This is a genomic window from Mesorhizobium sp. M00.F.Ca.ET.216.01.1.1 (genome assembly GCF_004010325.2).
Taxonomy (GTDB): Bacteria; Pseudomonadota; Alphaproteobacteria; order Rhizobiales; family Rhizobiaceae; genus Mesorhizobium.
Window position 1 is genome coordinate 200,533 of the sequence record NZ_SADR02000001.1, and the last position, 24,816, is coordinate 225,348.

At 62.5% G+C, this 24,816-nt stretch carries 25 protein-coding genes and 1 pseudogene; 10 read left to right on the top strand and 16 right to left on the bottom strand.

From position 1 onward, the window contains the following. The 4 genes and pseudogenes from EN859_RS01040 to EN859_RS40400 form a co-directional block, all read right to left on the bottom strand. Entirely contained in the window at positions 1 to 492 is a 492-nt protein-coding gene (locus EN859_RS01040) for an Lrp/AsnC family transcriptional regulator (RefSeq protein ID WP_127851989.1), read from the bottom strand. A gap of 212 nt (positions 493 to 704) precedes the next feature. Next, positions 705 to 1,322 (bottom strand): uracil-DNA glycosylase family protein, encoded by a 618-nt coding sequence (locus EN859_RS01045; protein WP_127851990.1) that lies wholly within the window; start codon positions 1,320 to 1,322, stop codon positions 705 to 707. Positions 1,323 to 1,351: 29 nt separating this feature from the next. Then, on the bottom strand, positions 1,352 to 1,963 hold the full coding sequence (locus EN859_RS01050) for a glutathione S-transferase (protein ID WP_127851991.1): 612 nt from the start codon (positions 1,961 to 1,963) through the stop codon (positions 1,352 to 1,354). A 40-nt stretch (positions 1,964 to 2,003) separates the two neighbouring features. Continuing rightward, positions 2,004 to 2,644 (bottom strand): annotated as a pseudogene (locus EN859_RS40400) (thermonuclease family protein). Positions 2,645 to 2,718: 74 nt separating this feature from the next. Here EN859_RS40400 and EN859_RS01060 point away from each other — a divergent pair. Further along, the gene (locus EN859_RS01060; RefSeq protein ID WP_127851992.1) at positions 2,719 to 4,239 is read left to right on the top strand and encodes a HAMP domain-containing sensor histidine kinase; all 1,521 of its coding nucleotides are present in this window, start codon (positions 2,719 to 2,721) and stop codon (positions 4,237 to 4,239) included. Positions 4,240 to 4,251: 12 nt separating this feature from the next. Here the strand turns inward: EN859_RS01060 and EN859_RS01065 are convergent, their stop codons facing one another. Continuing rightward, on the bottom strand, positions 4,252 to 5,250 hold the full coding sequence (locus EN859_RS01065) for a nicotinate-nucleotide--dimethylbenzimidazole phosphoribosyltransferase (protein ID WP_127851993.1): 999 nt from the start codon (positions 5,248 to 5,250) through the stop codon (positions 4,252 to 4,254). Between the two features lie 205 nt (positions 5,251 to 5,455). On the opposite strand from EN859_RS01065, the gene EN859_RS01070 reads away from it, so the two are divergent. After that, positions 5,456 to 5,689, top strand: coding sequence for a DUF1289 domain-containing protein (locus EN859_RS01070; RefSeq protein ID WP_127851994.1), 234 nt, complete (start codon positions 5,456 to 5,458; stop codon positions 5,687 to 5,689). Between the two features lie 13 nt (positions 5,690 to 5,702). Beyond that, positions 5,703 to 6,407 (top strand): TIGR02281 family clan AA aspartic protease, encoded by a 705-nt coding sequence (locus EN859_RS01075; RefSeq protein WP_127851995.1) that lies wholly within the window; start codon positions 5,703 to 5,705, stop codon positions 6,405 to 6,407. Between the two features lie 7 nt (positions 6,408 to 6,414). Here the strand turns inward: EN859_RS01075 and dusA are convergent, their stop codons facing one another. Beyond that, a complete protein-coding gene (dusA, locus tag EN859_RS01080) occupies positions 6,415 to 7,452 on the bottom strand; it encodes a tRNA dihydrouridine(20/20a) synthase DusA (protein WP_127851996.1) in 1,038 nt (345 codons plus the stop codon). 137 nt (positions 7,453 to 7,589) lie between these two features. After that, positions 7,590 to 8,051: a hypothetical protein gene (locus EN859_RS38995; RefSeq protein WP_245525446.1), complete on the bottom strand. Its 462-nt coding sequence runs from the start codon at positions 8,049 to 8,051 to the stop codon at positions 7,590 to 7,592. A gap of 9 nt (positions 8,052 to 8,060) precedes the next feature. Here EN859_RS38995 and EN859_RS39000 point away from each other — a divergent pair, with 9 nt between their 5' ends. Beyond that, positions 8,061 to 8,507 carry a hypothetical protein gene (locus EN859_RS39000; protein WP_245525448.1) on the top strand — a complete coding sequence of 149 codons (447 nt, stop codon included), beginning with the start codon at positions 8,061 to 8,063 and terminating at the stop codon, positions 8,505 to 8,507. Between the two features lie 125 nt (positions 8,508 to 8,632). After that, entirely contained in the window at positions 8,633 to 9,445 is an 813-nt protein-coding gene (locus EN859_RS01090) for a helix-turn-helix transcriptional regulator (protein ID WP_127851997.1), read from the top strand. 434 nt (positions 9,446 to 9,879) lie between these two features. On the opposite strand, the gene EN859_RS01095 is transcribed toward EN859_RS01090, so the two are convergent. The 3 genes from EN859_RS01095 to EN859_RS01105 are packed head-to-tail and all read right to left on the bottom strand — an operon-like array spanning position 9,880 to position 12,804. Next, the gene (locus EN859_RS01095) at positions 9,880 to 10,551 is read right to left on the bottom strand and encodes an ABC transporter ATP-binding protein (protein WP_127851998.1); all 672 of its coding nucleotides are present in this window, start codon (positions 10,549 to 10,551) and stop codon (positions 9,880 to 9,882) included. Next, the gene (locus EN859_RS01100) at positions 10,548 to 11,789 is read right to left on the bottom strand and encodes an ABC transporter permease (protein ID WP_127851999.1); all 1,242 of its coding nucleotides are present in this window, start codon (positions 11,787 to 11,789) and stop codon (positions 10,548 to 10,550) included. The genes EN859_RS01095 and EN859_RS01100 overlap by 4 nt, the downstream gene beginning before the upstream one ends. 7 nt (positions 11,790 to 11,796) lie before the next feature. Then, positions 11,797 to 12,804, bottom strand: a complete 1,008-nt coding sequence (locus tag EN859_RS01105; RefSeq protein ID WP_127852000.1) for an efflux RND transporter periplasmic adaptor subunit — start codon at positions 12,802 to 12,804, stop codon at positions 11,797 to 11,799. Between the two features lie 142 nt (positions 12,805 to 12,946). Here EN859_RS01105 and EN859_RS01110 point away from each other — a divergent pair, with 142 nt between their 5' ends. Further along, complete coding sequence (locus EN859_RS01110) at positions 12,947 to 13,639, top strand: TetR/AcrR family transcriptional regulator (RefSeq protein ID WP_127852001.1); 693 nt, start codon at positions 12,947 to 12,949, stop codon at positions 13,637 to 13,639. A gap of 75 nt (positions 13,640 to 13,714) precedes the next feature. On the opposite strand, the gene EN859_RS01115 is transcribed toward EN859_RS01110, so the two are convergent. Beyond that, positions 13,715 to 14,017 carry a DUF982 domain-containing protein gene (locus EN859_RS01115; protein WP_127852002.1) on the bottom strand — a complete coding sequence of 101 codons (303 nt, stop codon included), beginning with the start codon at positions 14,015 to 14,017 and terminating at the stop codon, positions 13,715 to 13,717. Positions 14,018 to 14,353: 336 nt separating this feature from the next. Between EN859_RS01115 and EN859_RS01120 the strand changes: the two genes are divergently transcribed. Further along, positions 14,354 to 15,811, top strand: coding sequence for an NCS1 family nucleobase:cation symporter-1 (locus tag EN859_RS01120; RefSeq protein ID WP_127852003.1), 1,458 nt, complete (start codon positions 14,354 to 14,356; stop codon positions 15,809 to 15,811). A 34-nt stretch (positions 15,812 to 15,845) separates the two neighbouring features. Here the strand turns inward: EN859_RS01120 and EN859_RS01125 are convergent, their stop codons facing one another. From EN859_RS01125 to tpiA, 5 genes are all read right to left on the bottom strand, one after another. Continuing rightward, a complete protein-coding gene (locus EN859_RS01125; protein WP_127852004.1) occupies positions 15,846 to 16,385 on the bottom strand; it encodes a DUF1697 domain-containing protein in 540 nt (179 codons plus the stop codon). A gap of 18 nt (positions 16,386 to 16,403) precedes the next feature. Then, entirely contained in the window at positions 16,404 to 18,032 is a 1,629-nt protein-coding gene (locus EN859_RS01130; RefSeq protein ID WP_189501613.1) for a CTP synthase, read from the bottom strand. Positions 18,033 to 18,177: 145 nt separating this feature from the next. After that, positions 18,178 to 19,284 carry a L,D-transpeptidase family protein gene (locus tag EN859_RS01135; protein WP_127852293.1) on the bottom strand — a complete coding sequence of 369 codons (1,107 nt, stop codon included), beginning with the start codon at positions 19,282 to 19,284 and terminating at the stop codon, positions 18,178 to 18,180. A gap of 212 nt (positions 19,285 to 19,496) precedes the next feature. After that, positions 19,497 to 19,946 carry a preprotein translocase subunit SecG gene (gene secG, locus EN859_RS01140; protein ID WP_127852006.1) on the bottom strand — a complete coding sequence of 150 codons (450 nt, stop codon included), beginning with the start codon at positions 19,944 to 19,946 and terminating at the stop codon, positions 19,497 to 19,499. A gap of 170 nt (positions 19,947 to 20,116) precedes the next feature. Then, positions 20,117 to 20,884 (bottom strand): triose-phosphate isomerase, encoded by a 768-nt coding sequence (tpiA, locus tag EN859_RS01145; protein WP_127852007.1) that lies wholly within the window; start codon positions 20,882 to 20,884, stop codon positions 20,117 to 20,119. A gap of 157 nt (positions 20,885 to 21,041) precedes the next feature. On the opposite strand from tpiA, the gene EN859_RS01150 reads away from it, so the two are divergent. The 3 genes from EN859_RS01150 to trpC are packed head-to-tail and all read left to right on the top strand — an operon-like array spanning position 21,042 to position 24,797. Continuing rightward, positions 21,042 to 22,934 (top strand): peptidyl-prolyl cis-trans isomerase, encoded by a 1,893-nt coding sequence (locus EN859_RS01150; RefSeq protein WP_127852008.1) that lies wholly within the window; start codon positions 21,042 to 21,044, stop codon positions 22,932 to 22,934. After that, entirely contained in the window at positions 22,931 to 23,941 is a 1,011-nt protein-coding gene (gene trpD, locus EN859_RS01155) for an anthranilate phosphoribosyltransferase (protein ID WP_127852009.1), read from the top strand. The genes EN859_RS01150 and trpD overlap by 4 nt, the downstream gene beginning before the upstream one ends. A gap of 4 nt (positions 23,942 to 23,945) precedes the next feature. Continuing rightward, entirely contained in the window at positions 23,946 to 24,797 is an 852-nt protein-coding gene (trpC, locus tag EN859_RS01160) for an indole-3-glycerol phosphate synthase TrpC (protein WP_127852010.1), read from the top strand. The last annotated feature ends 19 nt before the right edge of the window (positions 24,798 to 24,816 follow it).

Consider the following 24,816-nt stretch of genomic DNA (forward strand, 5'->3'; position numbering starts at 1 on the left):
TCAGGCGGCGTTGGCGCCTGTTTCCTTATCCAGCACCATGTAATCCAGCGGTATTTCGGTGGTGTATTTGATCTGCTCCATGGCGAAGGAAGACGACACGTCGCGGATCTCGATCTTGGCGATCAGCCGCTTGTAGAAGGCGTCGTAGGCGGCGATGTCGGGCACGACCACGCGCAGGAGGTAGTCGACGTCGCCACTCATGCGGTAGAACTCGACCACTTCCGGGAATTCCTGGATGACCTCCGAAAAGCGCCGCAGCCACTCGTGGCTGTGCGAATTGGTGCGGATCGAGACGAAGACGGTGACGCGCACATTGACCTTTTCATGGTCGAGGATGGCAACGCGCCGCTTGATGACGCCTTCTTCCTCGAGCTTCTGGATGCGCCGCCAGCATGGCGTGGTCGACAGACCGACTTTTTTGGCGACATCGGCGACCGCAAGCGTCGCGTCCTCCTGTAGGAGGCGGAGAATTTTTCTGTCAAGGCGGTCCATTGGATGCTCCCCTGGTGCATGTCGCCCAAAACGCGCAAAGCGGTTTTGAGACAACGACATGCATAAGAACAAGAGTTAATGCGCGTCACGTGATTCCCCTCAACGCGACGCGCATTAGGGAATAGATTGGCTATACTCCCTCTTATCTTGGCCTTCCACAAGAAAGAAATTCTGCCAGATGGCGCGAAAGCGGGTGATTTCTTGCTGAAAGCTCAGCCGATGCGATAGCGGATTTCCGACCTCAGAAAGGGCAGCAAATCAATTTCGAACCATGGATTCCGCTTCAGCCAGCCGGTGTTGCGCCATGATGGATGTGGCAGCGGCAGCACTTTCGGGCTGGCCGGCGCGTCCCATATGGCGCGCCAATCCATCACTGTCTGCGTCAGCGAGGGCCGCCGTACGGCACCCATATGCCAGGACTGCGCGTAGCCGCCGATCGTCAGCACGAGATCGATCTGCGGCATCAGTGCCATCAACTGCGCACGCCATGCCGGCGCACATTCGCGGCGCGGCGGCAGGTCGCTGCCTTTGGCATTCTGGCCGGGAAAGCAGAAGCCCATCGGCACGATGGCGAATTTTGTCGTGTCGTAGAATTCCTCGCTGCTGACACCCAGCCAGCTTCGCAGCCGATCACCGGAGGCATCGGTGAACGGCATGCCAGTCATGTGGACCTTGGTGCCCGGCGCCTGGCTGGCGATCAGGATGCGAGCGCTCGACGACGGCCTGAGCACCGGCCTCGGCTCGTGCGGCAGCGGCCGGTCGATCGGGTTCTCGACGCAGATGCGACAGCCGCGGACCCTCGCTGTGAAGCTTTCTAACTGTTCGTTCATTCTCCAGGGCTCATTCTCGAGAACTGTTCTCAGGCGGCGGCGCTCGGCCGGCTGGAGATTGCCTTGTGCCAACGCAGCACGTTGGTGCACTCTTCCGGTACCCTGATGCGAGCCGGCTTCATGAAATCGATGGCGACCAGGCCGGTGATATCGGCGATCGAGTAGGCGTCGCCGGCAGCGAACTCCCTTTGCGCCAGTTCCCCGTCGAGGAGCTTCAGGAATTCGACCGCTTTCGGCTTGTTGGCCTCGCCCCATTCGAGGATTTGCGGGATTTCCCATTCCTTCATCGCTGGATGGATGTGGCGGAACGCAGCGGCAACGCAGCCGAACAGGTTGAACTCCATACGCCTTTGCCACATCTCGACCTTCGCCTTGCCAAGCGCACCCTTGCCAAACAGAGCGGGCTCGGGATGCATTTCCTCGAAATAGCGGCAGATGGCGACGGATTCGGTGATGATGGTGCCGTCGTCGAGCTCGAGCACCGGCAAGCGTTGCAGCGGGTTGCGCGAACTGACCGGCTGCTGCTTGTGCTCCAGCGCACCCATGTCGACGGGCACCAGCGGAACCTCGATCCCCTTCTCAGCGAGGAAGACGCGAACCCGTCGCGGATTGGGCGCGCGGCCGCCGTCGAACAGCTTCATTCCATCCCTCCTGGTTTGCTCCAACAAACTATAGTGCTCTTCACCAGAAGCGAAAAATTTCTCGCAAGACATCGCCGATCGAGGCCAGGGTGCCGTGCTTTTTCTCGACCAACTCGTGGCCGTGGCTGTCGCGCCAGTCCTGCGGCTCGTCGAACGTACCGGCCCAGACACCGATCTTGCCGGCGCGCGCAGCCGCCTCCTCGGTCTCGAAATCGCCATAGGCGACCGCCCAGCCGGCCTCGACCTGAGCCTGGTTGAGATCCTTGCCGCCGGCCTTGCAGTCGCCGAGCAGCCGGCCATAGCGGTCGCGCTGCCAACCTGCACACGCTGCCAACCTGTACAGATGACTGGCTTGCCGGCGATCAGCCGCACCAGCGACTGTCGCGCGAGCCTGCCGCAAGGGTAATCGGCGCCGTCCTTGCGGCAGGTCTGCGCATATTCCGGGGCGTCGATGCCGCGCATACGAATGCGTTCGGTGCCGAGCGTGATCGAATCGCCATCGTTGACGATTGCCGCGCCTTCCGTCTTGCGCGTCTCGAACCGGTCAAGGCGCGCCGCCAGAAGGATCAGCAGTCCAAGGACGATGACCGTCAATGCGTAATCCACCAGCCTGCGCCACAGGCTTCGCGGACGCGGCGGCATGTATCGCCGGCGCGGTCTTCGCGACCAGGAACGGCTCATATGGCAAACAGTCTCTTAATCATTCGAACGTAGCTTAACGATTGAAATCGTTGCGCGCATAAATTGAAGTTTCCATGCCTTTGCTACGCTCGAACACAGCGGACAAATTTATTGTGGACCGCAGGAAACCACACCGCAACAGCGATGTGGCGCGCGCGGTGCGCAAGACGCGCGACCGTCTTTCACAGCAGGTCGGCAATCTCGACTTCGACCGCGAACTGCTGAAGCTGCACGCTCGCGCTATGGTGGGCGGCGCAACCGCCGTCCCGCTTCTCGTGCTGGCGATCGCGGCGACAGGGCTGTTTGCCGGCATGGGCAAGGAGATTGGCGTCTGGGCGCTGTTCACGCTCATTTGCTATACCATCGTTGCATTCATGGCGAGGCGCGTCGAACGCACTGAAGCTTCCGAACTCAACCCGTTGCAAACGCGACGTGATTTCCTGATCGGCCACTCGTTGTGCGGCCTCGGCTGGGCCTGGTTTGCCTGGCTCGGCTGTCCTGCCTGCCAGGTCGATCAGTTCCCGGTGATCAAGGCAATGGTGCTGCTAGTTGCGATGGGGGCGACCGCCATCATGGCGTCGTCGCTGGGCGGCGCCCTGCTGGCCACCTTCGCCATCCCGGTGGCGGTCTATGCCTATGCCGGAGCAAGATTGTGGATGCCGGTCGAGACGATCATGGTCGGGTTGCTGGTCGCCGCCTTGCCTTTCTTCGCCTATGTCGCGCGTCATCTCAACCGGTCGTCGCTCATGCTTCTGTCGTTCCGCTCCGAAAAGGATGCGCTGATCGCCGAGGTGGAGACGGCGAAATCCATGTCGGACGAAGCGCGGCGGCGCGCCGAAGATGCCAATCTTGCAAAGTCGCGTTTCCTGGCATCGATGAGCCACGAACTGCGGACGCCCCTCAACGCCATTCTCGGTTTTTCCGAGGTGATGGCCAACGAGGTGCTCGGGCCGATGAGCAACCCTACCTATCGTGACTACGCCCATGACGTGCACGAATCCGGCCAGCATCTGCTCGACCTGATCAACGAGATTCTCGACCTTTCGCGCATCGAGGCTGGCCGCTACCAGCTCAACGAGGAGCCGGTGATGCTGCTCACCGTCGTCGAGGATTGCTGCCACATGATGGAGCTGAAGGCGCGCAACAAGGACATCCGCGTCGTCCAGGATTTCGAAACCACGCTGCCGCGCCTGTTCGCCGACGAACGCGCGGTGCGGCAGATCACGCTCAACCTCCTGTCCAACGCCATCAAATTCACCGCGTCCGGCGGCGAAATCCGCGTGCGCGTCGGCTGGACGGCCGGTGGCGGGCAATACATCTCGGTCCGGGATAATGGGCCAGGCATACCGGAAGAGGAGATCCCGGTGGTGCTCTCCGCCTTCGGCCAGGGCTCGATCGCCATCAAGAGCGCCGAACAGGGCACCGGGCTTGGCCTGCCGATCGTGCAAGGCCTGCTTGCCATGCATGGCGGCGAATTCGAACTCCACTCCAAGCTGCGCGAAGGTACCGAAGCGATCGCCATCTTCCCGCTGAGCCGGGTGATGGAGGAGTTGCCGGCACTGCCGACCAAAGCGGTTGTCGCGCGTCGGCGCTGACTGGCGATGGTTCTAGGCTTTGACTGCAGCGGCCATGCCTGAACTGGTGATTGCCGCTGCCTTGACAAGGCCGGCGGCAAGAGCCGCCCCTACGCCCTCGCCATGGCTTACGCCCAGATCGAGCAGCGGGTGAAGGCCGAGTTGTTCGATCGCGCGGGCATGCCCAGGTTCCGGCGAGAGGCCGGCAAGGAGGCAATGGTCGAGCGCGGTGGGGTTGGCGGCATGCAGCACCGCGCCGGCGGCGGTCGCCACAAACCCATCGAGCAACACCGGGACCTTCTGCATGCGGGCGGCGAGGATGGCGCCGGCGATCGCCGCGAATTCGCGACCGCCGACCCGGCGCAACGCCTCAAAAGGATCTTTGAGGTTGGTGCCGTGCAAGGCAAGTGCTGCGTCGACCACTTCGGTCTTGCGCGCCAGCATCGCCGCATCGGCGCCCGATCCCGGTCCGACCCAATCGGCACCGCTGCCGCCGAGCAGCGCCGCGCACAGGGCGGCCGCAACGGTGGAATTGCCGACGCCGAGATCGCCCAGGCAAAGCAGGTCGGTACCGCCGGCGATGGCTTCCATGCCGAAGGCCATGGTGGCGGCACAGCCGCGCTCGTCCAGCGCCGCATCCTCGGTGATGTCGCCAGTTGGGATGTGCAAAGCGAGATCGAAGACTTTCAGTCCGAGATCGTTGGCGATGCAGACCTGGTTGATCGCGGCACCGCCTGCCGCGCAAAGCTCGACCGCGTTGGCTGTCGCCGCCACTGGCCATGGCGAAATGCCGTGGCGGGAGACGCCGTGGTTGCCAGCAAAGATCGCCACCAACGGCCGGTTCACCAAGGGCGGTGCACGCCCGCTCCAGGCGGCGAGCCAGGCGGCGATGTCCTCGATACGGCCAAGCGACCTTCTTGGCTTGTCGGCCTTGTCAAACAGCGTGCGAACGCGGGCCCCGGCGACTGTGTCGGCTGGCGGCAGGTTCGCCAGAAGGTGGCGAAAATCGTCGAAGGGCAGTGCGCTGGTCATATCGTTTCCGATTGCTCCGGGAATTGATGGGCGGCATAGCCGCCTTGTCCGGTCGGCACAACTACCGGCATTGATGCGCTCCCAAATGATACGAACTTCGGTTTCGCCACACTGGCTGGCGGATTCCGGAGGGCTTGCATTGGCTTTGCCGTTGCACCATGTGGTGGCAGGACAAGGGAATCCTAAGGAGACCCAAGAGAACAACATGATGGCCATCGAGTCCCCGTGCATCCTGGTCTGTTCGATCGACATGAAAACCGGCTTCTGCTTCGGTTGCGGCCGCACGCGCGACGAAATCGCCGCCTGGATCGATATGACCCCGGAAGTCCGCCGCGGCGTCATGGCCGAACTGCCGGCCCGGCTGGAAACGGTCGAGCGGCGGCCGCGCCGGGAAACGCGACGCAGCCGCATGGCCCGCGAACGCGACGCGCTCTCATGAATCGGCAACGCCAATGAACCGGCTGTTCTGGCTAACAATGGTGGTGATCGGCGCCGGGTTGCTGCTGCTCATGCTCAACGATTCCGCCGGCAGCACATTCGGCGTCGAGAACTACGATTTCAGCCGGCTAGTCTGGCTTGGTGCGTTCGCCATGCTCATCGGCGCCGGCTTGCTCCGGTCAGGTAGACCGTTGGGCGCCATGGCCCGCAATCTCGGCCTCTGGGTCGCCATCGTGCTGGCACTGATCGCCGGTTACCAATACCGCTACGAGTTGCAGGATTTTGCCAGCCGGGTGACGGCGGGCCTTGTTCCCGGCAGCCCGCTGGCACTGGGCGTGGAAGACGGCCATGCCACCGTCACCCTGGACAAGGCCGACAATGGCCATTTCGAAGCGCGGATCACGGTCAACGGCGCGCCTGTCCGGACCGTGGTCGATACCGGCGCGACAAGCACCGTATTGACCGCGGAGGACGCGCTGGCGGCCGGGTTCAATTCAGCCGCACTCAACTTCACCATACCGGTCTCGACCGCCAACGGCATGACGCGAGCCGCTGCCGTGAAAACCAACCAGGTGGCGATCGGCGGTATCGTGCGCAAGGACATGCCCATCATGATCGCGGCACCGGGCACGCTCGGCCAGAGCCTGCTCGGCATGAATTTCATCGGCTCGCTATCGGGCTTCGACGTGCGCGGCGATCGGATGGTCTTGCGGGACTAGAGTTTTGTCACGCCGCTTCGGCGGCAGTCCCACCTAAATCGACTGCCGCGAAAGCCGCCTTCAGCACATCCGGTCCGGCGCCGGGCCTTGCGGCGTCGGTCGACAGGATCTGCCGGTAGCGGCGAGCGCCGGGCAGGCCGTGGAACAGGCCGACCATGTGGCGGGTAACATGACCGAGCCGCCCGCCGCTCTCGATATGGTGTGCCGCGTAATCCGCCATCGTATCGATCAGCGCGGCAAAATCGAACGCGCCGGGTTCGTCGCCAAAGAATGCAGCGTCGACACCAGCCAGGATGCCCGGCGTGTGGTAGGCAACGCGGCCGAGCATGGCGCCGTCGACATATTCGAGGTGCAGGAGTGCTTCTTTGAGAGATTGAATGCCGCCGTTGATGCCAATGAATTCATTTGGTTTTCTGGCTTTAAGCCGATAGACCCTGCTATGGTCGAGCGGTGGGACGTCCCGGTTTTCCTTCGGGCTCAGCCCTTCAAGCCACGCCTTGCGGGCGTGCACCCAGAGCGCGTCGGCGCCGGCCGCGAAAACACCGTCTGCCAGCGCGTCGAGCGCAGGTTCCGGATCCTGTTCGTCGACACCAATGCGGCATTTGACGGTGACGGGAATTTTCACCGAGGCCTTCATCGCGGCAACGCAGTCGGCGACGAGAACCGGCGCCTTCATCAAGCAGGCGCCGAACGTACCCGATTGGACGCGGTCCGACGGGCAGCCGACATTGAGGTTGATCTCGTCGTAGCCGAAGGCCTCGCCGATGCGCGCTGCCTCTGCAAGTTTTTGCGGATCGGAGCCGCCGAGCTGCAGTGCGACCGGATGCTCCGCATCATCGAAGCCGAGCAAGCGCTCGCGCGCGCCCTGGATGACCGCGTCGGCCACCACCATCTCAGTGTAGAGCAGCGCCCGGCGGGTCAGCTGGCGATGGAAGAACCGGCAATGCCGGTCCGTCCAGTCCATCATCGGTGCAATGGCAAGAACGCGCCCGTCGTAGAGGCCGCGCTTTCCGGCAAAGCCGCTATATCCGCCGTTCGGTTCCATCTTCCTGTTTCGTACCTTCGCAGAGCCCGAGCCCCGGCGCCTTCCGCTTCTGCCAACCATATGGTGGCGAAGAGGCGCTAACGGAACCGCCGCATATACAGCGCAAATCAGGATTAGGCGAGACGTGGAAGCGGCCTTCACAACGTCTTCGTGCTCATTCTGTCACCGTGAGAACAGCCTTGCCGCTGATGCTGCGCTGCCGAAGTGCATTCAGGGCTTGAGCAACGTCCCGCCACGAAACAGTCAGGGCAACACGAGCTTCTAGCCGACCGCCAGCGAGCAACGCGAGCAGTGAACCCGATGTCAGCGCCGACATCCGGACCGGAGGTGTAGTACGCGAAGCTTTGAAGCCGAGCTCCTTCATGGCCCGGGACGAATTGACGGAACCCAACGGGCGTCAGCTCGCCGCTGCTTGTGCCGAACATGACGATGGTTCCACCGGGCGCAATGCGCTCGATCGCATGTGCGAGGCTTTCGCCGCCGACCGATTCGGTGATCAGCGAGAATGGCCCTTCGGCCAGCTCGATCGACGCGACGACCTCATCGGCTCCAAGATCACGCAGATCGCTGACGTACCGGTCAGCCGCGACAGCAGTCACTGATGCTCCTTGCTGGCGGGCTATCTGAATTTGGAAGCGACCGACCGCGCCGCTTGCGCCCGCGATCAAGATCCGCTGGTCGGCCAGGTCGCCGCCGTGGCGAAGCGTCCGCAACGCGGTCGTACCTGCGACCGGGAGCGTGGCGGCGGCAACGAAACTGACGTCGTCCGGAAGAATGGCGAGATGATCGGTTGGAATCGCCACACGCTCTGCCCATCCGGCCTCGTCGACCAAACCTACAACCCGAGCGCCGACGGCTGGACCGGACCCATTAGCTGCCGCCTGCTCGACCACGCCGGCGACGTCCTGCCCCGGAATCCAACCATTCGGCCGGATAGCAACCAGCCGCAGTTCGCCTCGGTTCAACGAGGTTGCGCGAACCGCTATCAGGGCCTCGTTTGGGGCCGGATGGGGCTCGCCGACCTCGATGATCTTCAACCTGGTCGTGCTGTCTGAAGAGATTGCCAGGGCAAGCAAAGGACGGTCTCCTTGCTGCGAGTGGGTGCATACAAGAAGTCTAAGCCTTTTGCTGATCGAAGAATTCAGATATTATGTCGTCTGATCACTGAAAACAGTCAATCATGCGACAGCCTCTCCGCTACCCATGGTTCAATTTCGATGTGGACGACGTGCTGGCGCCGGTAGTTGCCGTCCGCATCGACGTCCCCGATACCAAAGTGGAGGCGCCCGATCATCATCACCGCAAGGGGCAGCTCGTCTTCGCGCTGGCGGGTGGCGTCATTTGTCGAGTTTCGAGCGGTCTGTGGATGGTACCGCCACATTGCGCAGTGTGGATCCCGGGCGGCATGAAGCACAGCAATATCGCGACCGCTAATGCCCAAATGTTCTTCGTCTACATCGAGCCGGGAGCCGCCGAACTTCCGAACCGGTGCTGCACGCTCTTGATCTCACCATTGCTGCGCGAATTGATCGTCGAGCTATCCGATCGCGTAGAGGATCACGACGGAAGGGGTGACCTGTTGACGAGGTTGCTGCTGGTCGAAGTGCTGCGCATGCCCGTCCAGCAGCTTCATCTGCCGATGTCGTCCGAGCCGCGCTTGAGGCGGATCGCCGATGCATTGGCTAAAGACCCTGCCGACCGGAGCACCCTCGCGCAATGGTCCAATCGCGTCGCGCTCAGCGAAAGCAGTCTCGCACGCCTCGTGGTGAAGGAGACAGGGCTGACCTTTGGCCGCTGGCGCCAGCAACTGCACCTGATCGTCGCCATACGAGAGCTGGCCACAGGTGCAAGCGTCCAGCAGGTTTCGGCCGATCTCGGTTATGAATCCGTCACGGCCTTCATTACCATGTTCAAGAAAGCGCTTGGGAAGTCCCCCGGAAAGTATCTCAGCGATGTTTCGCGAAATAGCGGCTTTGGATTCGTCGTTGATTGATGCACGGCTCGCCGAGAAAGCGGCAAATCAAGTTTCCAATAATGTCACTTAACGTTCACCAACCATCCAAATGAGAAGTTGCAGTGGACGCCCCGTTTCGCGTTCGTGTTTTGCCGCCTGTTAGCGTTGATTAGCGGGAAACCAACGCTATGCCCTCAATAGCGCTCGCGTAGTAGGGTTTCACGAGAATGTCTCCGTCGAATGCGTATCTGCAAGAAGCAGAATTGCCGAACGATCGCGAATTTCACGGCCTCGCCGCCATCACACGGACGGACATCCCAGCTCGCCTTGACCGGTAGTTCGTACTGAACCTCAGCACAGGTGGTATTGTCAGCGGACGGATTCTCGACGCGCGAATGCGCTGGCGTGGACTTTCGCAGTGCCGACGATCGCCGGCGGGAAAGTCCGCTTCGAGGTGGAACACTACGCTGTTGTCACTCGATCTTCCCGTCGACGATATGAATGCGGCGGTCCATGCGCGCCGCCATGTCGAGGTCATGCGTAACCGCAACGACCGTCTTGCCGCGCTCGTGCACCAGGCTCTTCAGGATTGTGAAGACCTGTTCGGAACTCTTGCTGTCGAGATTTCCCGTCGGCTCGTCGGCTAGGATAAGCGGCGGGTCGTTGGCGAGCGAACGTGCCACGGCGACGCGCTGACGCTGGCCGCCCGAGAGCTGGTCGGGCCGCTTGTCGAGATGTTCGCCGAGCCCGAGCGATGAAAGCAGCTCACCGGCACGCTCGCGCATTTCAGGCCGCGCCAGCCGGCCAAGCTTGCGCATCGGTATTTCGACATTTTCGCGCGCCGTGAACTCCGGCAGCAGAAAATGAAACTGGAACACAAAGCCCAGCGTCGAAAGCCTGGTCTGCGCCCGCTCCCTTTCATTCATCGGCGCGGCGTCGCGGCCACCTATTCTCAACGTGCCACTGGTCGGCCGGTCGAGCAGCCCGAGCAGATAGAGCAGCGAGGACTTGCCGGAGCCGGAGGGACCGGTGACGGCGACGAATTCCTTCTCGTCGATCGTCAGCGTGATGTCCTTGACCAGCGTGACTGGAACCGTTTCGGGCAACACGCGCGTCAGTTTCTCGGTCTCGATGAGCACGCTCATGTCGCGCCTCTGATGATGTCGACGGGATTGAGGCGCGCTGCACGGCGCGCCGGCAGGTAGCCGGCCACCGCCGCCGAGCCGAGGGCAAAAGCCGAGGCGACGATGTAGTGGATCAGGCTCCAGGCGATCGGCAACCGGGTCATCTCCTGGCCGGTGGCGGCGATCTCGAATCGCACCAGCGACAGCGCATAGACCATGGAGAAGCCGAGCAGCCAGCCGAGCGCGGAGCCGGCGGCGCCGATCGCCACGCCTTCCAGCAGGAACAGCTGGCGCATGTCGGCCTCCGGGAAGCCAAGCGACTTCATGATTGCGATGTCGCGCGCCTTCTCGTGGGTGATGGTGGAGACGATGTTGTAGATGCCGAAGCCGGCGACCAGCATGATCGCGCCGACGACGGTGTACATGATGACGTTGCGCACCACGAGCGCTTCGAGGATCGATTCATTCGCCTCTTGCCACGCCACGGCCTTGTAGCCGAGCTCGGCCTCGGCGCGGTGCGCCACCGCGGGAGCGCGGTTCGGATCGTCGAGCTTGATGCGGATCTCATTGATGGCATTCGGCCGCGCGGAGAGGATTTGCGCGTTCTTCAAAAGCACATAGGCTTCGCCTTCGTCGCGCGCGGTGGTCCCGGTGTGGAACAGGCCGGCGATCTTGAAGTTGCGCGTCAACCCTTGCGAGGAGACCGCCGTTATGGTGTCGCCGAACCCGGCACCAAGCCGGTTCGCCATTGTGTCGCCGATGAGCACGTTGTTGCCGCCGGCGGCAAGCGCCGAAAAGCTGCCCTTGACGAAGTTTCCGACAACAGGCGAAACGCCCGGCTCGTGCTGCGGATCGACCCCGATGATCGCAGCGCTCACTTCGCGGCTGGAGTAGCGTACCACCCCTTGCGTCTTGAGGCTTGCCGCGAACCGGCCGGGAATCCAGCCCTCGAGCCAGGAGGTCGCGGCAGTCGGGTTGATGATGCCGCGGCGATCATCGCGCGGCCTGAGCCCGGAGATCGCGACGGTCTCGAAGGCATTCTCAGCCGGCTGGTGGCGGGCGGTGCGCTGCTCGTCAGTGATGTCGACATGCGGCATCGTATCGACGAGCTGCCTGACGAAATCGTCCTGCCCGCCCTGCATAAGCGCCGCCATGGCGATGGAGAAGCCGACACCGACCGCAACGCCGATCACGGCGACGAGCGTCTGGCGGCCACGGCCAGCAATGTGGGTGACGGCGATGTCGAAGATGAGCGGCATCGTTTGCTTATCGCTCCTGGGCGGCGGCGACGCTCACGCGCCCCTCGTCGGCGAGGTCGGCGGGATAGGGCGAGATGATGCGAGCTTTCTCGTCGACGCCTGACAGGACCTCGACGCCGTTGGTGCCGCGAATGCCCGTCCGGATTTCACGCCGCAAGGCCTTGCCGCCCTCGACTGTGAACACCTTGTTGCCTTGGATTGCAACGGATGGGACCAGCAGTGCATTTTTCGAGACGCGGATGATGATATTCACGTCGGTCGACATGCCGATCCGCAGCGGCGTGTTGTCCGGCAGCCGGAAGCGGACACGATAGGTCTTCGTCACCGGATCGCCCTTGGGGGTGATGCTGTCGACCACCGCCTCAAGATTCTCCTGAAGGAACGCATCAGCCTTGAGCAGCGCGCGCTGGCCGACCTCGACCCGGGGTATGTCCTCCTCGTTGACCTCGGCGACGACCAGTAGCGGCTTCGGCTCGCCGACCCAAAACAACATCGTGCCGAGCTCGGCGACCTCGCCCACCTCGCCGTCCTGTCTGAGCACGACACCGGCGCTCGGCGCACGCAGAATGTAGGTTTCGAGCCGTGCCTTCTGTCCGACGACCAGCGCTTCGATCTGGCCAAGCTCGCTCTGCGCACGATCGAGCGCCTGCTGGCTCGCCGCATTCCTTTCCGCAAGCACACTCAGCCGCCGAAATTCCTCGCTGGCAAGCGACTGACGCGCCTCGAGCTCGCCAAGCGCCGCCCGTGCCTCACTGTCGTCGAGCCTGGCGAGTACGTCGCCCTGTGCAACCCTCGCCCCTTCGCAATTGCATTGCCAGACGATCCTCTCGCGGACCACGGGGGCCACCTTGGCCCAGGTTCGCGGCTCGACCGAGCCGCTGGCGTAAACGATTTCCGCCGCGTCGCCGTGCCGTAGCGTCACGACCGAAACCTTGGCCGGCTGCCATAGATACCAGGCGATGAAGCCGGCTGCCGCGACAAGCGCGATGCCGATGATCCAGCGTGTCAGCCGCAAGAAACTCTCCCAGCATGATCGAATCCGAACGTCGCGGGACTAGAGATATAGCATTAGACCGACCGTCGGTCTATAAAAGTTGCACAAAGAAACGGTTCGTGCTCCTCTTACCCGACCTAAGCCATGCTCAGTGAGGATCGATTTGCCTCGAGTGATAAAGCAGCCTGAGATACGATCCGCCGAGCTTCTCGACTGTGCCCAGCGGCTGTTCTTCGAGCGTGGCTACGACAATACGACGGTGAACGACATCATTCGCGAGGCTGGTCTGTCGAAGGGCGCGTTCTATCACTACTTCGCATCGAAGGAGGCCCTGCTGGAGGCGCTCGCCGCACGCCTCGCACGTGACAGCCTTGCCGAACTGCAGCCTGTGCTCAACGACCCGTCACTTGATGGGATTGGCCGGCTCAATGCGCTCTTTGCCGGCTCGCGACGGTTGAACGTCGAGCTTGCGCCGCAATTGCGCAAGACGTTCTTCGTCCTGTTCCGGCCCGAGAACCTTGCCCTCTTCCACAGGGTCGACCAGGCGGCCAGGGAACTGGCCGTGCCGATAATCACCGATCTGCTCAGGAAAGGAAGCGAGGAAGGCATTCTCGATGTGCCCGACCCTGAGGCTTTCGCCGAGATGTTCCTGCAGCTGCGGCTGATCTTTCGGGATGTAATGTACCGCGCCTTGCTGAAGGCCGAACAAGGCAATATCGACGAAGCAGTGCGGCTGCTCGACGACCGGTTGCGGCTCTACGGCATCGCGATCGACCGGCTCTTGAAGTTGCCCGATGGAACGATAGAAGCGGTGCAACCGGGTTTTTCCCGGGCCTTCCTCAAAGCAGGTCCGTGACCCAAACAATCACCATCGTCGGCGGCGTCCCGCTATGACGCAACCGTCAAAATGCAGAAACAACCGGATCGGCGTTTATCGCCTCAGCGCGTATACGTTATCCCTAGCGTCGCCGCCTATCGGCAGTGCCATGTCGTCGTCAAGCAGACGAGTGATGCGAGCAAAGCCCGTAAAGGCCTTCCTCGCTTCCTCGGCCGACATCCGGCCAGCCATGGCCGCGGAGCAGCAATTCAGGGCGCATTGATAGACAGGCCCGCGCCGTCCTGTTGGCCATTTCCGCAAGAACGCCATCGCTTCGGCAACACTGTCCACTTCTTCCACAGGCTGATCCGCCCCGTGCGAAATCCGCACCGGCGTAAAGAATTGCAAGCGGTCCATCGTTTACCTCCCGGTCGATCGCCTCCGCTCGATCGAACCGCATTAAACTCCCAATTGGCCATTTTGTGCCAGAGAAAAATCGCCCACTGCTAAAAAGTGACCAAACGGAAAGCCATCCGGGCTTTAGGTCTCTCTGCGATATCGGCCGATACTCGAATCATCGACATGTCAAAACGTCAACGGCAATCCATTTGGCCGCGCCGATAAGCGTGGTTCTCGTTGAATGTCTTTAAGGCCAAAGCCGGCGAGTGGATCGCTTGCCGGTTCCCTTGCGTCAGGCCTAACCTGCACTGCCAACGTGTGGGGCACGTGCGGCAATCAAGGGGAGGACTTAGCATGACCATACAAGGTGCATCACCTGACCTGTATAACGAGGATCTTGCTCCGGCGAAGGTTCGAAACTGGGGACCATTCTCGATCTTCAACGTCTGGACATCGGACGTCCACAGCCTCTGGGGCTACTATCTGGCGGCCAGCCTGTTTCTGTTCTGCGGCGGCTTCGTCAATTTCATCATCGCCATCGGCATCGGTTCGCTGATCATCTATGCGCTGATGAACATGGTCGGCTATGCCGGCGTGAAGACCGGAGTGCCCTACCCCGTGCTTGCCCGCGCATCCTTCGGCATCTGGGGCGCCAACATACCGGCGCTGGTGCGCGCCATCGTCGCCTGCTTCTGGTACGGTGCGCAGACAGCTGCAGCGTCGGGCGCGATCGTGGCGTTGCTGATCCGCTCGCAATGGTTTGCCGACTTCAACCAGAATACGCATTTCCTAGGCCATACGGGCCTCGAAGTGATCTGCTTCGCGGTCATCTGGGCGCTGCAACTGCTGATCATCCAGAAAGGCATGGAAACGGTGCGCCGCTTCCAGGACTGGGCCGGCCCCGCTGTGTGGGTGATGATGCTGATCCTGGCGATCTATCTCTGCGTCAAGTCCGGCACCTTCGCCTTCTCCAGCGACATCCCGATGGACGTGCTGCTCGTCAAGACCAAGGATGCGGGCGTGCCGGGCACACCGGGCTCGTGGACTTCACTGTTTGCGGTGGCGGCGATCTGGGTGACCTATTTCTCGGCGCTCTATCTCAACTTCTGCGATTTCGCCCGTTATGCGCCGGACAAGGCATCGCTGCGCAAGGGCAACATCTGGGGCCTGCCGGTCAACCTCATCCTGTTTTCGCTGGTCGCCGGGGTCACCACCATTGCCGCCTTCGACGTTTATGGCGAAGTGCTGCTGCATCCCGACCAGATCTCGGCGAAATTCGACAGCTGGTTCCTGGCGGCGCTCGCGGCCCTGACGTTTGCCGTGGCAACGCTCGGCATCAATGTGGTGGCGAACTTCGTGTCGCCGGCGTTCGATTTCTCCAACGTCTTTCCGCGGCAGATCGACTTCAAGAAGGGCGGCTATATCGCGGCGCTGATCGCACTGGTGCTCTATCCCTTCGCGCCGTGGGAAGGCAGCGCCGCCTCCTTCGTCAACACCATCGGCGCGACGATGGGACCGATCTTCGGCGTGATGATGGTCGACTATTACCTGATCCGGAAGGGCGAGGTCGACGTCGATGCGCTCTACCGGGAAGACGGCGAGTTCCGCTTCCAGGGCGGCTGGCATGTCAACGCCTTCATCGCCGCGGGGATTGGTGCGATCTTTTCCTCGATCCTGCCGAACTTCACCAACTGGCTGCCGTCGTGGTGGGGCGTCTACGGCTGGTTCTTCGGCGTGGCCATCGCCGGCGCGATCTACTACGTGCTGCGTACCATGGAACTGGGTGCCAGAGCCAAGACGGCGAAGGCCTGACGCTTCGGTCGGGGCGGCGCGAGCCGCCCCACCTCTATCCGGCGACCATCTCGGCCAATTTGCGTACCGTATTCCAGTTGCGCGAGGTGCCGATGCCGAGACGTTTGTGGCTTGTCGCCGCGAGCAGCCGGGAATTCGGGGGCTCGCGCGAAAAGAAGATCCAGATGTCGCCGCCGACGGCTAACATCTTTTCGTCCCTGCCGACATAGGCCTGCAGCGCCGCGATCGCTTCGGCGGCAACGGGCTTGCGCATCACGCGCACCGCCACCTGGTCCGCGGCAGCAAGCGACTCGGTGGGAAATGGATTGCCGGCAGCAAGCGTCAACCAGTCGCCCGCACGGCGCACGATGATGTCGACATGGCGGCCGAAGGTTTTCACGAATGCCGCCTCGAGCCGTTGTTCCAGCGCGGCGATTTCTGTTTCTTGCGTCTCGAAGACCAGATTGCCGGTCGCCACCAGCGTGCGCGGGTTGTTCAGCCCCAGGCCTTCCGCCATGGCCTTGAGATCGGACATGACGACCCGCCGCCCCTCGCCCAGGATGATGCTGTAGAGCAGCGCGACATAGGTTTGCATGGCAATTGAGCCGTGGGACTAGACCAGCCGGCTCTGCTCCACAGCCGCCTCGATGAAGCTGGCAAACAGCGGGTGCGGGTCGAGTGGCCGGCTTTTCAGCTCCGGATGGTACTGCACGCCGATGAACCAGGGGTGGTCGGGATATTCCACCGTCTCCGGCAGCACGCCGTCGGGCGACATGCCGGCAAAGACCAGGCCGCAATCCTCGAGCCGCTCCTTGTAGTCGACGTTGACCTCGTAGCGGTGGCGGTGGCGTTCGGAAATCTGGGTATCGCCGTAGATCTCGGCGATCTTCGAGCCCTTGGCGAGTTCCGCCTGATAGGCGCCGAGCCGCATGGTGCCGCCGAGGTCGCCGGTCTCCCTGCGCCTCTCCAGCATGTTGCCCTTCAGCCATTCGGTCATTAGGCCGACAACCGGCTCCGTGGTCGGGCCGAACTCGGTCGATGACGCATTCTCGACACCGGCCAGCGAGCGTGCCGCCTCGATGCAGGCCATCTGCATGCCGAAGCAGATGCCGAAATACGGCACTTTCCGCTCGCGCGCGAACTTCGCCGCAAGGATCTTGCCTTCGGAGCCGCGCTCGCCAAAGCCGCCGGGAACAAGGATGCCATGCACCTTTTCCAACCATGGCGCCGGATCTTCCTTCTCGAATATCTCGCTTTCGATCCAGTCCAGCTTGACCTTGACGTGGTTGGCGAGGCCACCATGCGACAGCGCCTCGATCAGCGATTTGTAGGCGTCCTTGAGGCCGGTGTATTTGCCAACGACGGCAATGGTCACCTCGCCTTCCGGATTGTGGATGCGGTTGGAGACCGCCTGCCAGCGCTCCATGCGCGGTTTTGGCGCCGGATCGATGCCGAAGGCGGCCAGCACTTCGGAATCCAGCCCTTCATTGTGATAGGCCATCGGCACGTCGTAGATGTGCGGCACATCGAGCGCCTGGATGACCGCGCTCTCGCGCACGTTGCAGAACAGCGACAGCTTTCGCCGCTCTTCCTTGGGGATAGGCCGGTCAGCGCGGACCAGCAGGATATTGGGCGCGATGCCGATGCCGCGCAGTTCCTTGACCGAATGCTGGGTCGGCTTGGTCTTCAGTTCACCGGCCGTCGGGATGTAGGGCATCAACGTCAGGTGGACGTAGACGGCGTTGTTGCGCGGCAGGTCGTTGCCGAGCTGGCGAATCGCCTCCAGGAACGGCATTGCCTCGATATCACCGACGGTGCCGCCGATCTCGCACAGCACGAAATCATAGTCGTCATTGCCGTCAAGGACGAAATTCTTGATCTCATCGGTAACGTGCGGAATGACCTGCACCGTTGCGCCGAGATAGTCGCCGCGTCGCTCGCGCTCGATGATGTTCTTGTAGATACGACCGGTGGTGATGTTGTCCTGCTGGTTGGCCGAGCGGCCGGTGAAGCGCTCGTAATGGCCGAGATCGAGATCGGTCTCGGCGCCGTCATCGGTGACGAAGACTTCGCCATGCTGGTACGGCGACATCGTGCCGGGATCGACATTGAGATAGGGATCGAGCTTTTTGATGCGTGCGCGATAGCCTCGCGCCTGCAAGAGAGCCCCAAGGGCCGCCGCAGCGATGCCTTTTCCGAGTGAGGAAACCACGCCGCCTGTGATGAATACATATCGCGCCATGGGAGTCATCGCTTAACGCGGCCGAATTGATTCCGCCAGAGAAAAAACCGCCGCGAAGGTTTTTTCCCAAGAAGGCGCTGATGGTGAACGAGCCAAAACAAAAAGGCCGGCTGAGCCGGCCCTTTCGGCAGTATCTGTTAAAACGTCAGATAATGACGACCTTGGTGCCTATTTTCACCCGGCGGTAAAGGTCCATGACGTGCTCGTTGATCATGCGGAAGCAGCCATTGGAAGCGCTGGTTCCGATCGACTGCGGCGCGATGGTGCCGTGGATGCGCAGGTGAGTGTCCTTCTTGCCGTCGTAAAGGTAGATGGCGCGCGCTCCGAGCGGATTTTCGCCCCCGCCGGGCATGCCGTCCTTGTACTGGCCGTAATGCTTCGGCTCGCGCTTCTGCATATCGAGCGTCGGAATCCAGCGCGGCCATTCCTGCTTGTCGCCGACTGCAACGGTACCCTTGAACTGCAGGCCCTCGCGGCCGACTGCAATGGCGTAGCGGCGCGCCGTCGACGAGGATTCGACGAGGTAGAGGCGCCGCGCGCTGGTATCGATGACGATGGTGCCGGGATTGTAGCCCGAGAATTCCACTTCCTGTGGCACGAACTCCGGCTTCACCCTGAATTGCCGCTTGGCTTCCTTCTGTTCGAGCGCGGCGTCAAGCGCGCGCGTCTCGGGAAGCAACGACATCGAGGAGGAGGACGTGCCGCCGAACAGGCCGGCGAAAAGCCCGACATTCTGCTTCTGCCCGATAGCCTCGCTGCGCAATTCGCCATTGTTGCCGGTCAGCGCGACGTTCATGGCCTCGGCCGGGAGCAGCTCTGCCGACAGGATCGGCGCGAGCGGTTCGATAGGTTCGATGATCTTGACGGTCTTCTTGGCGGGTTTGGCCTCGACCGCCGCAACCGACTGTCCCTTCCTGGCAAGGAATGCCTGCCGTCCCGCGTCGGCCTTGGCCTTCGCTGCCTCGCGCATCGCCAGCTTGCGGGCCTCGAGTGCGTTGGCGCGAGCGGCTTCCTTGTCGGCCGCGATCTTGGTTTCGAGCTTGCTGATCTGGGCAAGGTCGTCCGAGGTCGGGTTTTTCTTCTTCTTGAGGAGCCTCAGCTGCGCCGCATCGCTCTTGGCGGCGATGTTGACAATGTCGGTTGTTACTGCGGCCTTGGGAGCCGAATTGCCCGCCGGCATGGCCGCATAAGCGGGCGCACTCAGGCTGAGCGCGGCACAAAGGCCGGCGAAAATGAAGCTGCGAAGCTGCATGGCGAAGATCCGATCGTTCAATGCTTGTTGCCCACGGCGTCGCTCGGCGTCCCCCAAGGACGCCGAAAGTGCCGCGCGCAATCTATAATCGATTAGGCTGAGACGCCTCAAGCGCGCCAAGGCGCTGTGCGGGGTCGAATCTTCGTAATCTTGCGGCATTTGCCGCGACTGTGTTCAAACAACAACAGGTCGCGGCAAGAGACGCCAGCCGATTACTGGTTCGGAACCTGTGGCGTTACCGGCAAGGTGGCGCCGTTCGTCGACGGCGGTGTCGCCGGATTCGTTGCCGGCGGCGTCGCGGGAGCGGTCGCCGGCGGCTTCGTCGCAGCATCGTTGCCGGAGGGCGGCGTCGGTGCCGTCGTGCCGGGCAACTGGTTGAGCACGCCCTTGCCGGCGCCATCCGAGGTGGCGGGGGCGCGGTCGAGGATGTCGATGGGCTTCTCGCCATAGCGGGCAACAATGGACAGTGTCAGCGAGGTGGCGAAGAAGGCTGCCGCCAGGATCGCCGTCGCCCGCGTCAATGCATTGGCTGCACCGCGCGCAGTCATGAAACCCGAGCCGCCGCCGATGCCGAGACCGCCACCTTCGGAGCGCTGCAGAAGCACCACGCCGACAAGGGCAAGCACGACCATGAGGTGAACGACGATCAGTACGGTTTCCATAATTTATCCTGGCAAGGCCTTGCGCGGCCGCGGATACGACCGGTGATTTGGAGGCGGCTCAATACAATGCTTTGATGGCATTTCCAAGCCCGTGGCCGGAATATGGGAAGCAACGCAGCCTTTGCAACGATTCCGGCCCGCGTGCGACCTGATAACAGGCGCGGGAAAAGTTACGAGATATTCAAATAGGCTTCGGCGATGCCGAGAAAATCGGCCGCCTTCAGGCTGGCGCCGCCGACCAGCGCGCCGTCGACATTTTTCACGCCAAGCAGCTCGATCGCATTGGACGGCTTGACCGAGCCGCCATAGAGGATGCGCATCTTTGCCGACGCGCCTCCGAGTTGCTCCGATAGTTTTTGGCGGATGTGCGCATGCGCCTCGGCGACGTCGGCGGCGGTCGGCGTCAAGCCGGTGCCGATCGCCCACACCGGCTCGTAGGCAATGATGGTGTTGGCGGCAGTCGCGTTTGGCGGCACCGAGCCGGCGACCTGGCGCGACAGCACGTCGAGTGTGGCGCCAGCTTCGCGCTCAGCTCTCGTCTCGCCGACGCAGATGATGGCCACAAGCCCGGCGCGCCATGCGGCGGCAGCCTTGGCCTGAATTGTCGCATCGTCCTCGCTCAGGTCGGCGCGGCATTCGGAATGGCCGACAATGACGTGGCTGGCACCGGCGTCCTTCAGCATCTCAGCCGAAATGCGCCCGGTATAGGCGCCGCTTTCCTTGGGGTGGCAATCCTCGCCGCCGGCCCGGACCGGCGTGCGCGAGAGGATTTCGGCTGCGTGCGCAAGCAGGGTCGCAGGAACGCAGACCACTGCCTCCGTCTCTGCGTCGAGCCCACTCATGAAACCGTTGCCGATCATCCTGAGTTCGTTGAGCGAGGCGCTGGTGCCGTTCATTTTCCAATTGCCGGCGACGAGGGGGCGGATTCCAGGCGTCATGGGGTTTGTTTCTCCTGGCGACATTCGGGGCTGATGACACTAGAGCCCTCACTATCAAAAACAGGCCACAAAGCAATCGACAGTGGGCCGGAAGGGCGCTATTGCGCTTGTTTCAGACTCGGCGCATGCGAAAAAGCGTTAAAAATCGGAAGTAAGTATGCTTGGTACATTGAGAAGCGCGGCGGGAACATGGGTCGCAAAGTTACTGCTGTCCTTGCTGGTGTTGAGCTTTGCCGTCTGGGGCATCTCCGGGCGCCTGATGGGTGGCCTGGGCGGCCATAGTTCGGTGATCACTGCCGGAGGTACGACGGTTTCGATCAACGAATACCGTCTTGCCTACGATCGCCAAATCAACATGATGGCGCAGCAATTCGGCCAACGCATCAGCCGCGAGCAAGCGACGGCACTGGGCATCGACAATCAGGTGTTGGCGCAGCTTGTTTCGGGCGCCATCCTCGACGAGCAGGCCCGCAAGCTCGGCCTTGGGCTCTCCAAGGACAGGCTGGCCGAACTGACGCGTGAGGACCCGGCTTTCAAGGGCCCCGGCGGCCAGTTTGACCGTAGGGCATTCGAATACGTGTTGCGCCAGGTCGGCATGCGACCGGAGGATTATCTGAAGAATCGCGCCCAGGTGGCGGTGCGCCAGCAGATCGTGGAGGCGATTTCGGACGGCCTCAAGGCTCCCGAGACCTTCCTCAAGGCTGTAGCGCTCTACCGCGGCGAAGACCGCACCATCGACTACCTGAGCTTGCCGAAAAAGCTGGTCGAGCCGATCGAGGCGCCGTCCGATAGCGCGCTGTCGGCTCATTTCGAGGCCAACAAGAAGAGCTACGCGGCGCCCGAATACCGCAAATTCTCCTATGTCAGGCTCGAGCCGGAAGACATCATGGACGTGAGCGCCGTGACCGACCAGCAAATCCGCGATGATTACAACAAGAACAAGGCGCGCTACACCACGCCCGAGATGCGCACCATCGAGCAGTTGGTGTTCAAGACACCGGATGCAGCAAAGGCGGCGCTCGATTCACTCAAGACTGGCGCCACCTTCGACAAGATCGTTGCCGCCGAGGGCAAGACGCAAGCCGACGCGCTGCTCGGCACTCTGGCCAAGGACAAGATCGCTGACAAGGCGGTGGCCGACGCCGCCTTCGCGCTCAACGTCAACGAGGTCAGCCCGGTCGTTCAGGGGACTTTTGGTCCGGTGCTGCTGCGCGTCACCGAGATCAAACCCGAAGTGGTGAAGCCGCTGGCAGAGGTATCCGACCAGATCCGCAAGGATCTGGCGCTGGGCGAGGCAAGCCGCATCCTGCTGGACGTGCATGACAATTACGAAGACACCCGCGCTTCTGGCAGCACGCTGCCGGAAGCAGCCGCCAAGCTGAAGCTGAAGGTCATCACCATCGAGGCGATCGATCGCACCGGCCAGAGGCCGGACGGCAGCATCGTCAAGGACCTGCCGGAATCACCGGAGCTCATCAAGGCAGTGTTCAGCGCCGAGCCCGGTATCGAGAACGAGGCCCTGACCACCGCCGACAACGGCTTTGTATTCTACGAGGTGGCGTCGATTACGCCGGCGCGCGATCGCACGCTGGACGAGGTTCGCCAGAAGGTGGTTGCCGACTGGACGGCGACCGAAACCAGCAAACGGCTTGTCGCCAAGGCGAACGAGCTCGAAAAGCGTCTCAAGGCCGGAGCCACGCTCGACGTGATCGCCGGTGAGCTCAAGCTCGAGAAGCAGACCAAGCGCGGCCTGAAGCGCGAAGCAGACGACGCCGATTTCGGCAAGGAGGGTGCAGCCGCAATGTTCGGCGTCGGCGAAGGCGGCACCGGACTGATCCCCTCGCCGACCAGCGACGGACAAATTCTGTTCAAGGTCGCCGAAGTCTTCGAACCGGCAGGCGCCGATGCCAGCTCGGTGCCGGACGATGCGCAAAAATCCTTCACTTCAGGCATGTCGGACGATCTGCTCGACCAGTTGGTAGCGCAGTTGCAGACGCAGTACGACGTTCGCATCGACCAGACTGCCGTTGCCCAAGCCGGAACCAGATGAGCGCGCTGAAGATCCATATCGCCAAGGTCGCGACCGGCGCCGCTCTCTCCTTCGAAGAAGCGCGCGAGGCCTTCGACATCATTATGTCGGGCGATGCGACACCCGGCCAGATCGGTGGCTTCCTGATGGCGCTGCGCGTGCGCGGCGAGACGGTGAGCGAGATTTCCGGCGCCGTCGCCACCATGCGTGCCAAGATGCTGCGCGTCGATGCCCCTGTTGGCGCCATCGACATCGTCGGCACCGGCGGCGACAATTCGCACAGCGTCAACATCTCGACGGCATCCGCCTTCGTCATCGCCGCCAGCGGCGTCCCGGTGGCCAAGCACGGCAATCGCGGCCTGTCCTCGCTGACTGGTTCCGCCGATGTGCTGACCGCGCTTGGCGTCAAGATCGACATCCCTCCGGAAACGATCGGCCGCTGCATCCACGAAGCCGGGGTCGGCTTCATGTTCGCACCGGCGCATCATCCGGCGATGAAGCATGTCGGCCCAACACGTGTCGAGCTCGGCACCCGCACCATCTTCAACCTGCTTGGCCCGCTCTCAAACCCGGCCGGCGTCAGCAGACAGATGGTCGGCGTGTTCCTGCCGGAATGGATCATTCCGGTGGCCGAGACGTTGAAGGCACTGGGTGCTGACCATGCCTGGGTCGTCCATGGCGACGGCTACGACGAGATCACCACCACCGGCGAGACTGAGGTGGCGGAGCTGGCCGGCGGCGAGATCCGCAGCTTCACGCTGACCCCGGAAGCGGTCGGACTGAAGCGCCACACGAAAGACGAGTTGCGCGGTGGCGACGCCGCCTACAACGCCAAGGCGTTGCGCGATATGCTGGGCGGTGCTGCCGGCGCCTATCGCGACACGGTGCTGATGAATGCCGGCGCCGGGCTGGTGGTGGCGGGCAAGGCGACGACGCTAGCCGACGGCATGGCGACGGCGGCGCAAGCCATCGACAGCGGCCGGGCACTCGCCGTGCTCGACAGACTGATCGAGATATCCAACGGATAATGCGATGTCCGATATCCTGCGCAAGATCGAGGCTTACAAGCGCGACGAGATCGCGGCGGCGAAGGCGCGCGTGTCATTTGCCGAGATCAAGGCGAAGGCAAAGGACGCCGACGCGCCGCGCGGCTTTCTCGCTACCCTCGAGGCCAAGCGCAAATCCGGCAGTTTCGCGCTGATCGCCGAGATCAAGAAGGCGAGCCCGTCCAAGGGTTTGATCCGCGCCGATTTCGACCCACCGGCATTGGCCAAGGCCTATGCCAACGGCGGCGCGACCTGCCTTTCCGTGCTGACTGACGCGCCGTCCTTCCAGGGTGCGCCCGAATTCCTCACCACCGCGCGCAGCGCCGTGGCGCTGCCAGCCCTGCGCAAGGATTTCCTGTTCGATCCGTATCAGGTCTACGAAGCTCGCGCCTGGGGAGCGGACGCCATCCTGATCATCATGGCGAGCGTCGACGACGCGATGGCCAGGCAGCTCGAATCGACAGCTTTCGATCTCGGCATGGATGCGCTGGTCGAAGTGCATGACGAGGCCGAGATGGAGCGCGCTCTGACCTTGTCATCGCGGCTGATCGGCATCAACAACCGCAATCTGCGGACATTCGAAACGAAGCTCGAGACTTCCGAGCGGCTGGCGGCGATGGTGCCGGCCGACCGGCTGCTGGTCAGCGAAAGTGGTATTTTCTCGCATGACGACTGCCGCAGACTGGAAAAAAGCGGCATCGGCACCTTCCTCGTCGGCGAGAGCCTGATGCGGCAACAGGATGTGGCCGCGGCAACGCGCCTGCTTTTGACGGGCAAGGCGCCCGTTCATGCATCGGCCCGAAAATCGGAATCGATTTTCGGAGAGCACGATGCATAGATTCAAAGTGTTAGAGCGT

Bases quoted from the DNA above. Each gene is read 5' to 3' on its own strand.
- EN859_RS01040 (WP_127851989.1), bottom strand. From the start codon at position 492: ATGGACCGCCTTGACAGAAAAATTCTCCGCCTCCTACAGGAGGACGCG.
- EN859_RS01045 (WP_127851990.1), bottom strand. From the start codon at position 1,322: ATGAACGAACAGTTAGAAAGCTTCACAGCGAGGGTCCGCGGCTGTCGC.
- EN859_RS01050 (WP_127851991.1), bottom strand. From the start codon at position 1,963: ATGAAGCTGTTCGACGGCGGCCGCGCGCCCAATCCGCGACGGGTTCGC.
- EN859_RS01060 (WP_127851992.1), top strand. From the start codon at position 2,719: ATGCCTTTGCTACGCTCGAACACAGCGGACAAATTTATTGTGGACCGC.
- EN859_RS01065 (WP_127851993.1), bottom strand. From the start codon at position 5,250: ATGACCAGCGCACTGCCCTTCGACGATTTTCGCCACCTTCTGGCGAAC.
- EN859_RS01070 (WP_127851994.1), top strand. From the start codon at position 5,456: ATGATGGCCATCGAGTCCCCGTGCATCCTGGTCTGTTCGATCGACATG.
- EN859_RS01075 (WP_127851995.1), top strand. From the start codon at position 5,703: ATGAACCGGCTGTTCTGGCTAACAATGGTGGTGATCGGCGCCGGGTTG.
- dusA (WP_127851996.1), bottom strand. From the start codon at position 7,452: ATGGAACCGAACGGCGGATATAGCGGCTTTGCCGGAAAGCGCGGCCTC.
- EN859_RS01090 (WP_127851997.1), top strand. From the start codon at position 8,633: ATGCGACAGCCTCTCCGCTACCCATGGTTCAATTTCGATGTGGACGAC.
- EN859_RS01095 (WP_127851998.1), bottom strand. From the start codon at position 10,551: ATGAGCGTGCTCATCGAGACCGAGAAACTGACGCGCGTGTTGCCCGAA.
- EN859_RS01100 (WP_127851999.1), bottom strand. From the start codon at position 11,789: ATGCCGCTCATCTTCGACATCGCCGTCACCCACATTGCTGGCCGTGGC.
- EN859_RS01115 (WP_127852002.1), bottom strand. From the start codon at position 14,017: ATGGACCGCTTGCAATTCTTTACGCCGGTGCGGATTTCGCACGGGGCG.
- EN859_RS01120 (WP_127852003.1), top strand. From the start codon at position 14,354: ATGACCATACAAGGTGCATCACCTGACCTGTATAACGAGGATCTTGCT.
- EN859_RS01125 (WP_127852004.1), bottom strand. From the start codon at position 16,385: ATGCAAACCTATGTCGCGCTGCTCTACAGCATCATCCTGGGCGAGGGG.
- EN859_RS01130 (WP_189501613.1), bottom strand. From the start codon at position 18,032: ATGGCGCGATATGTATTCATCACAGGCGGCGTGGTTTCCTCACTCGGA.
- EN859_RS01135 (WP_127852293.1), bottom strand. From the start codon at position 19,284: ATGCAGCTTCGCAGCTTCATTTTCGCCGGCCTTTGTGCCGCGCTCAGC.
- secG (WP_127852006.1), bottom strand. From the start codon at position 19,946: ATGGAAACCGTACTGATCGTCGTTCACCTCATGGTCGTGCTTGCCCTT.
- tpiA (WP_127852007.1), bottom strand. From the start codon at position 20,884: ATGACGCCTGGAATCCGCCCCCTCGTCGCCGGCAATTGGAAAATGAAC.
- EN859_RS01150 (WP_127852008.1), top strand. From the start codon at position 21,042: ATGCTTGGTACATTGAGAAGCGCGGCGGGAACATGGGTCGCAAAGTTA.
- trpD (WP_127852009.1), top strand. From the start codon at position 22,931: ATGAGCGCGCTGAAGATCCATATCGCCAAGGTCGCGACCGGCGCCGCT.
- trpC (WP_127852010.1), top strand. From the start codon at position 23,946: ATGTCCGATATCCTGCGCAAGATCGAGGCTTACAAGCGCGACGAGATC.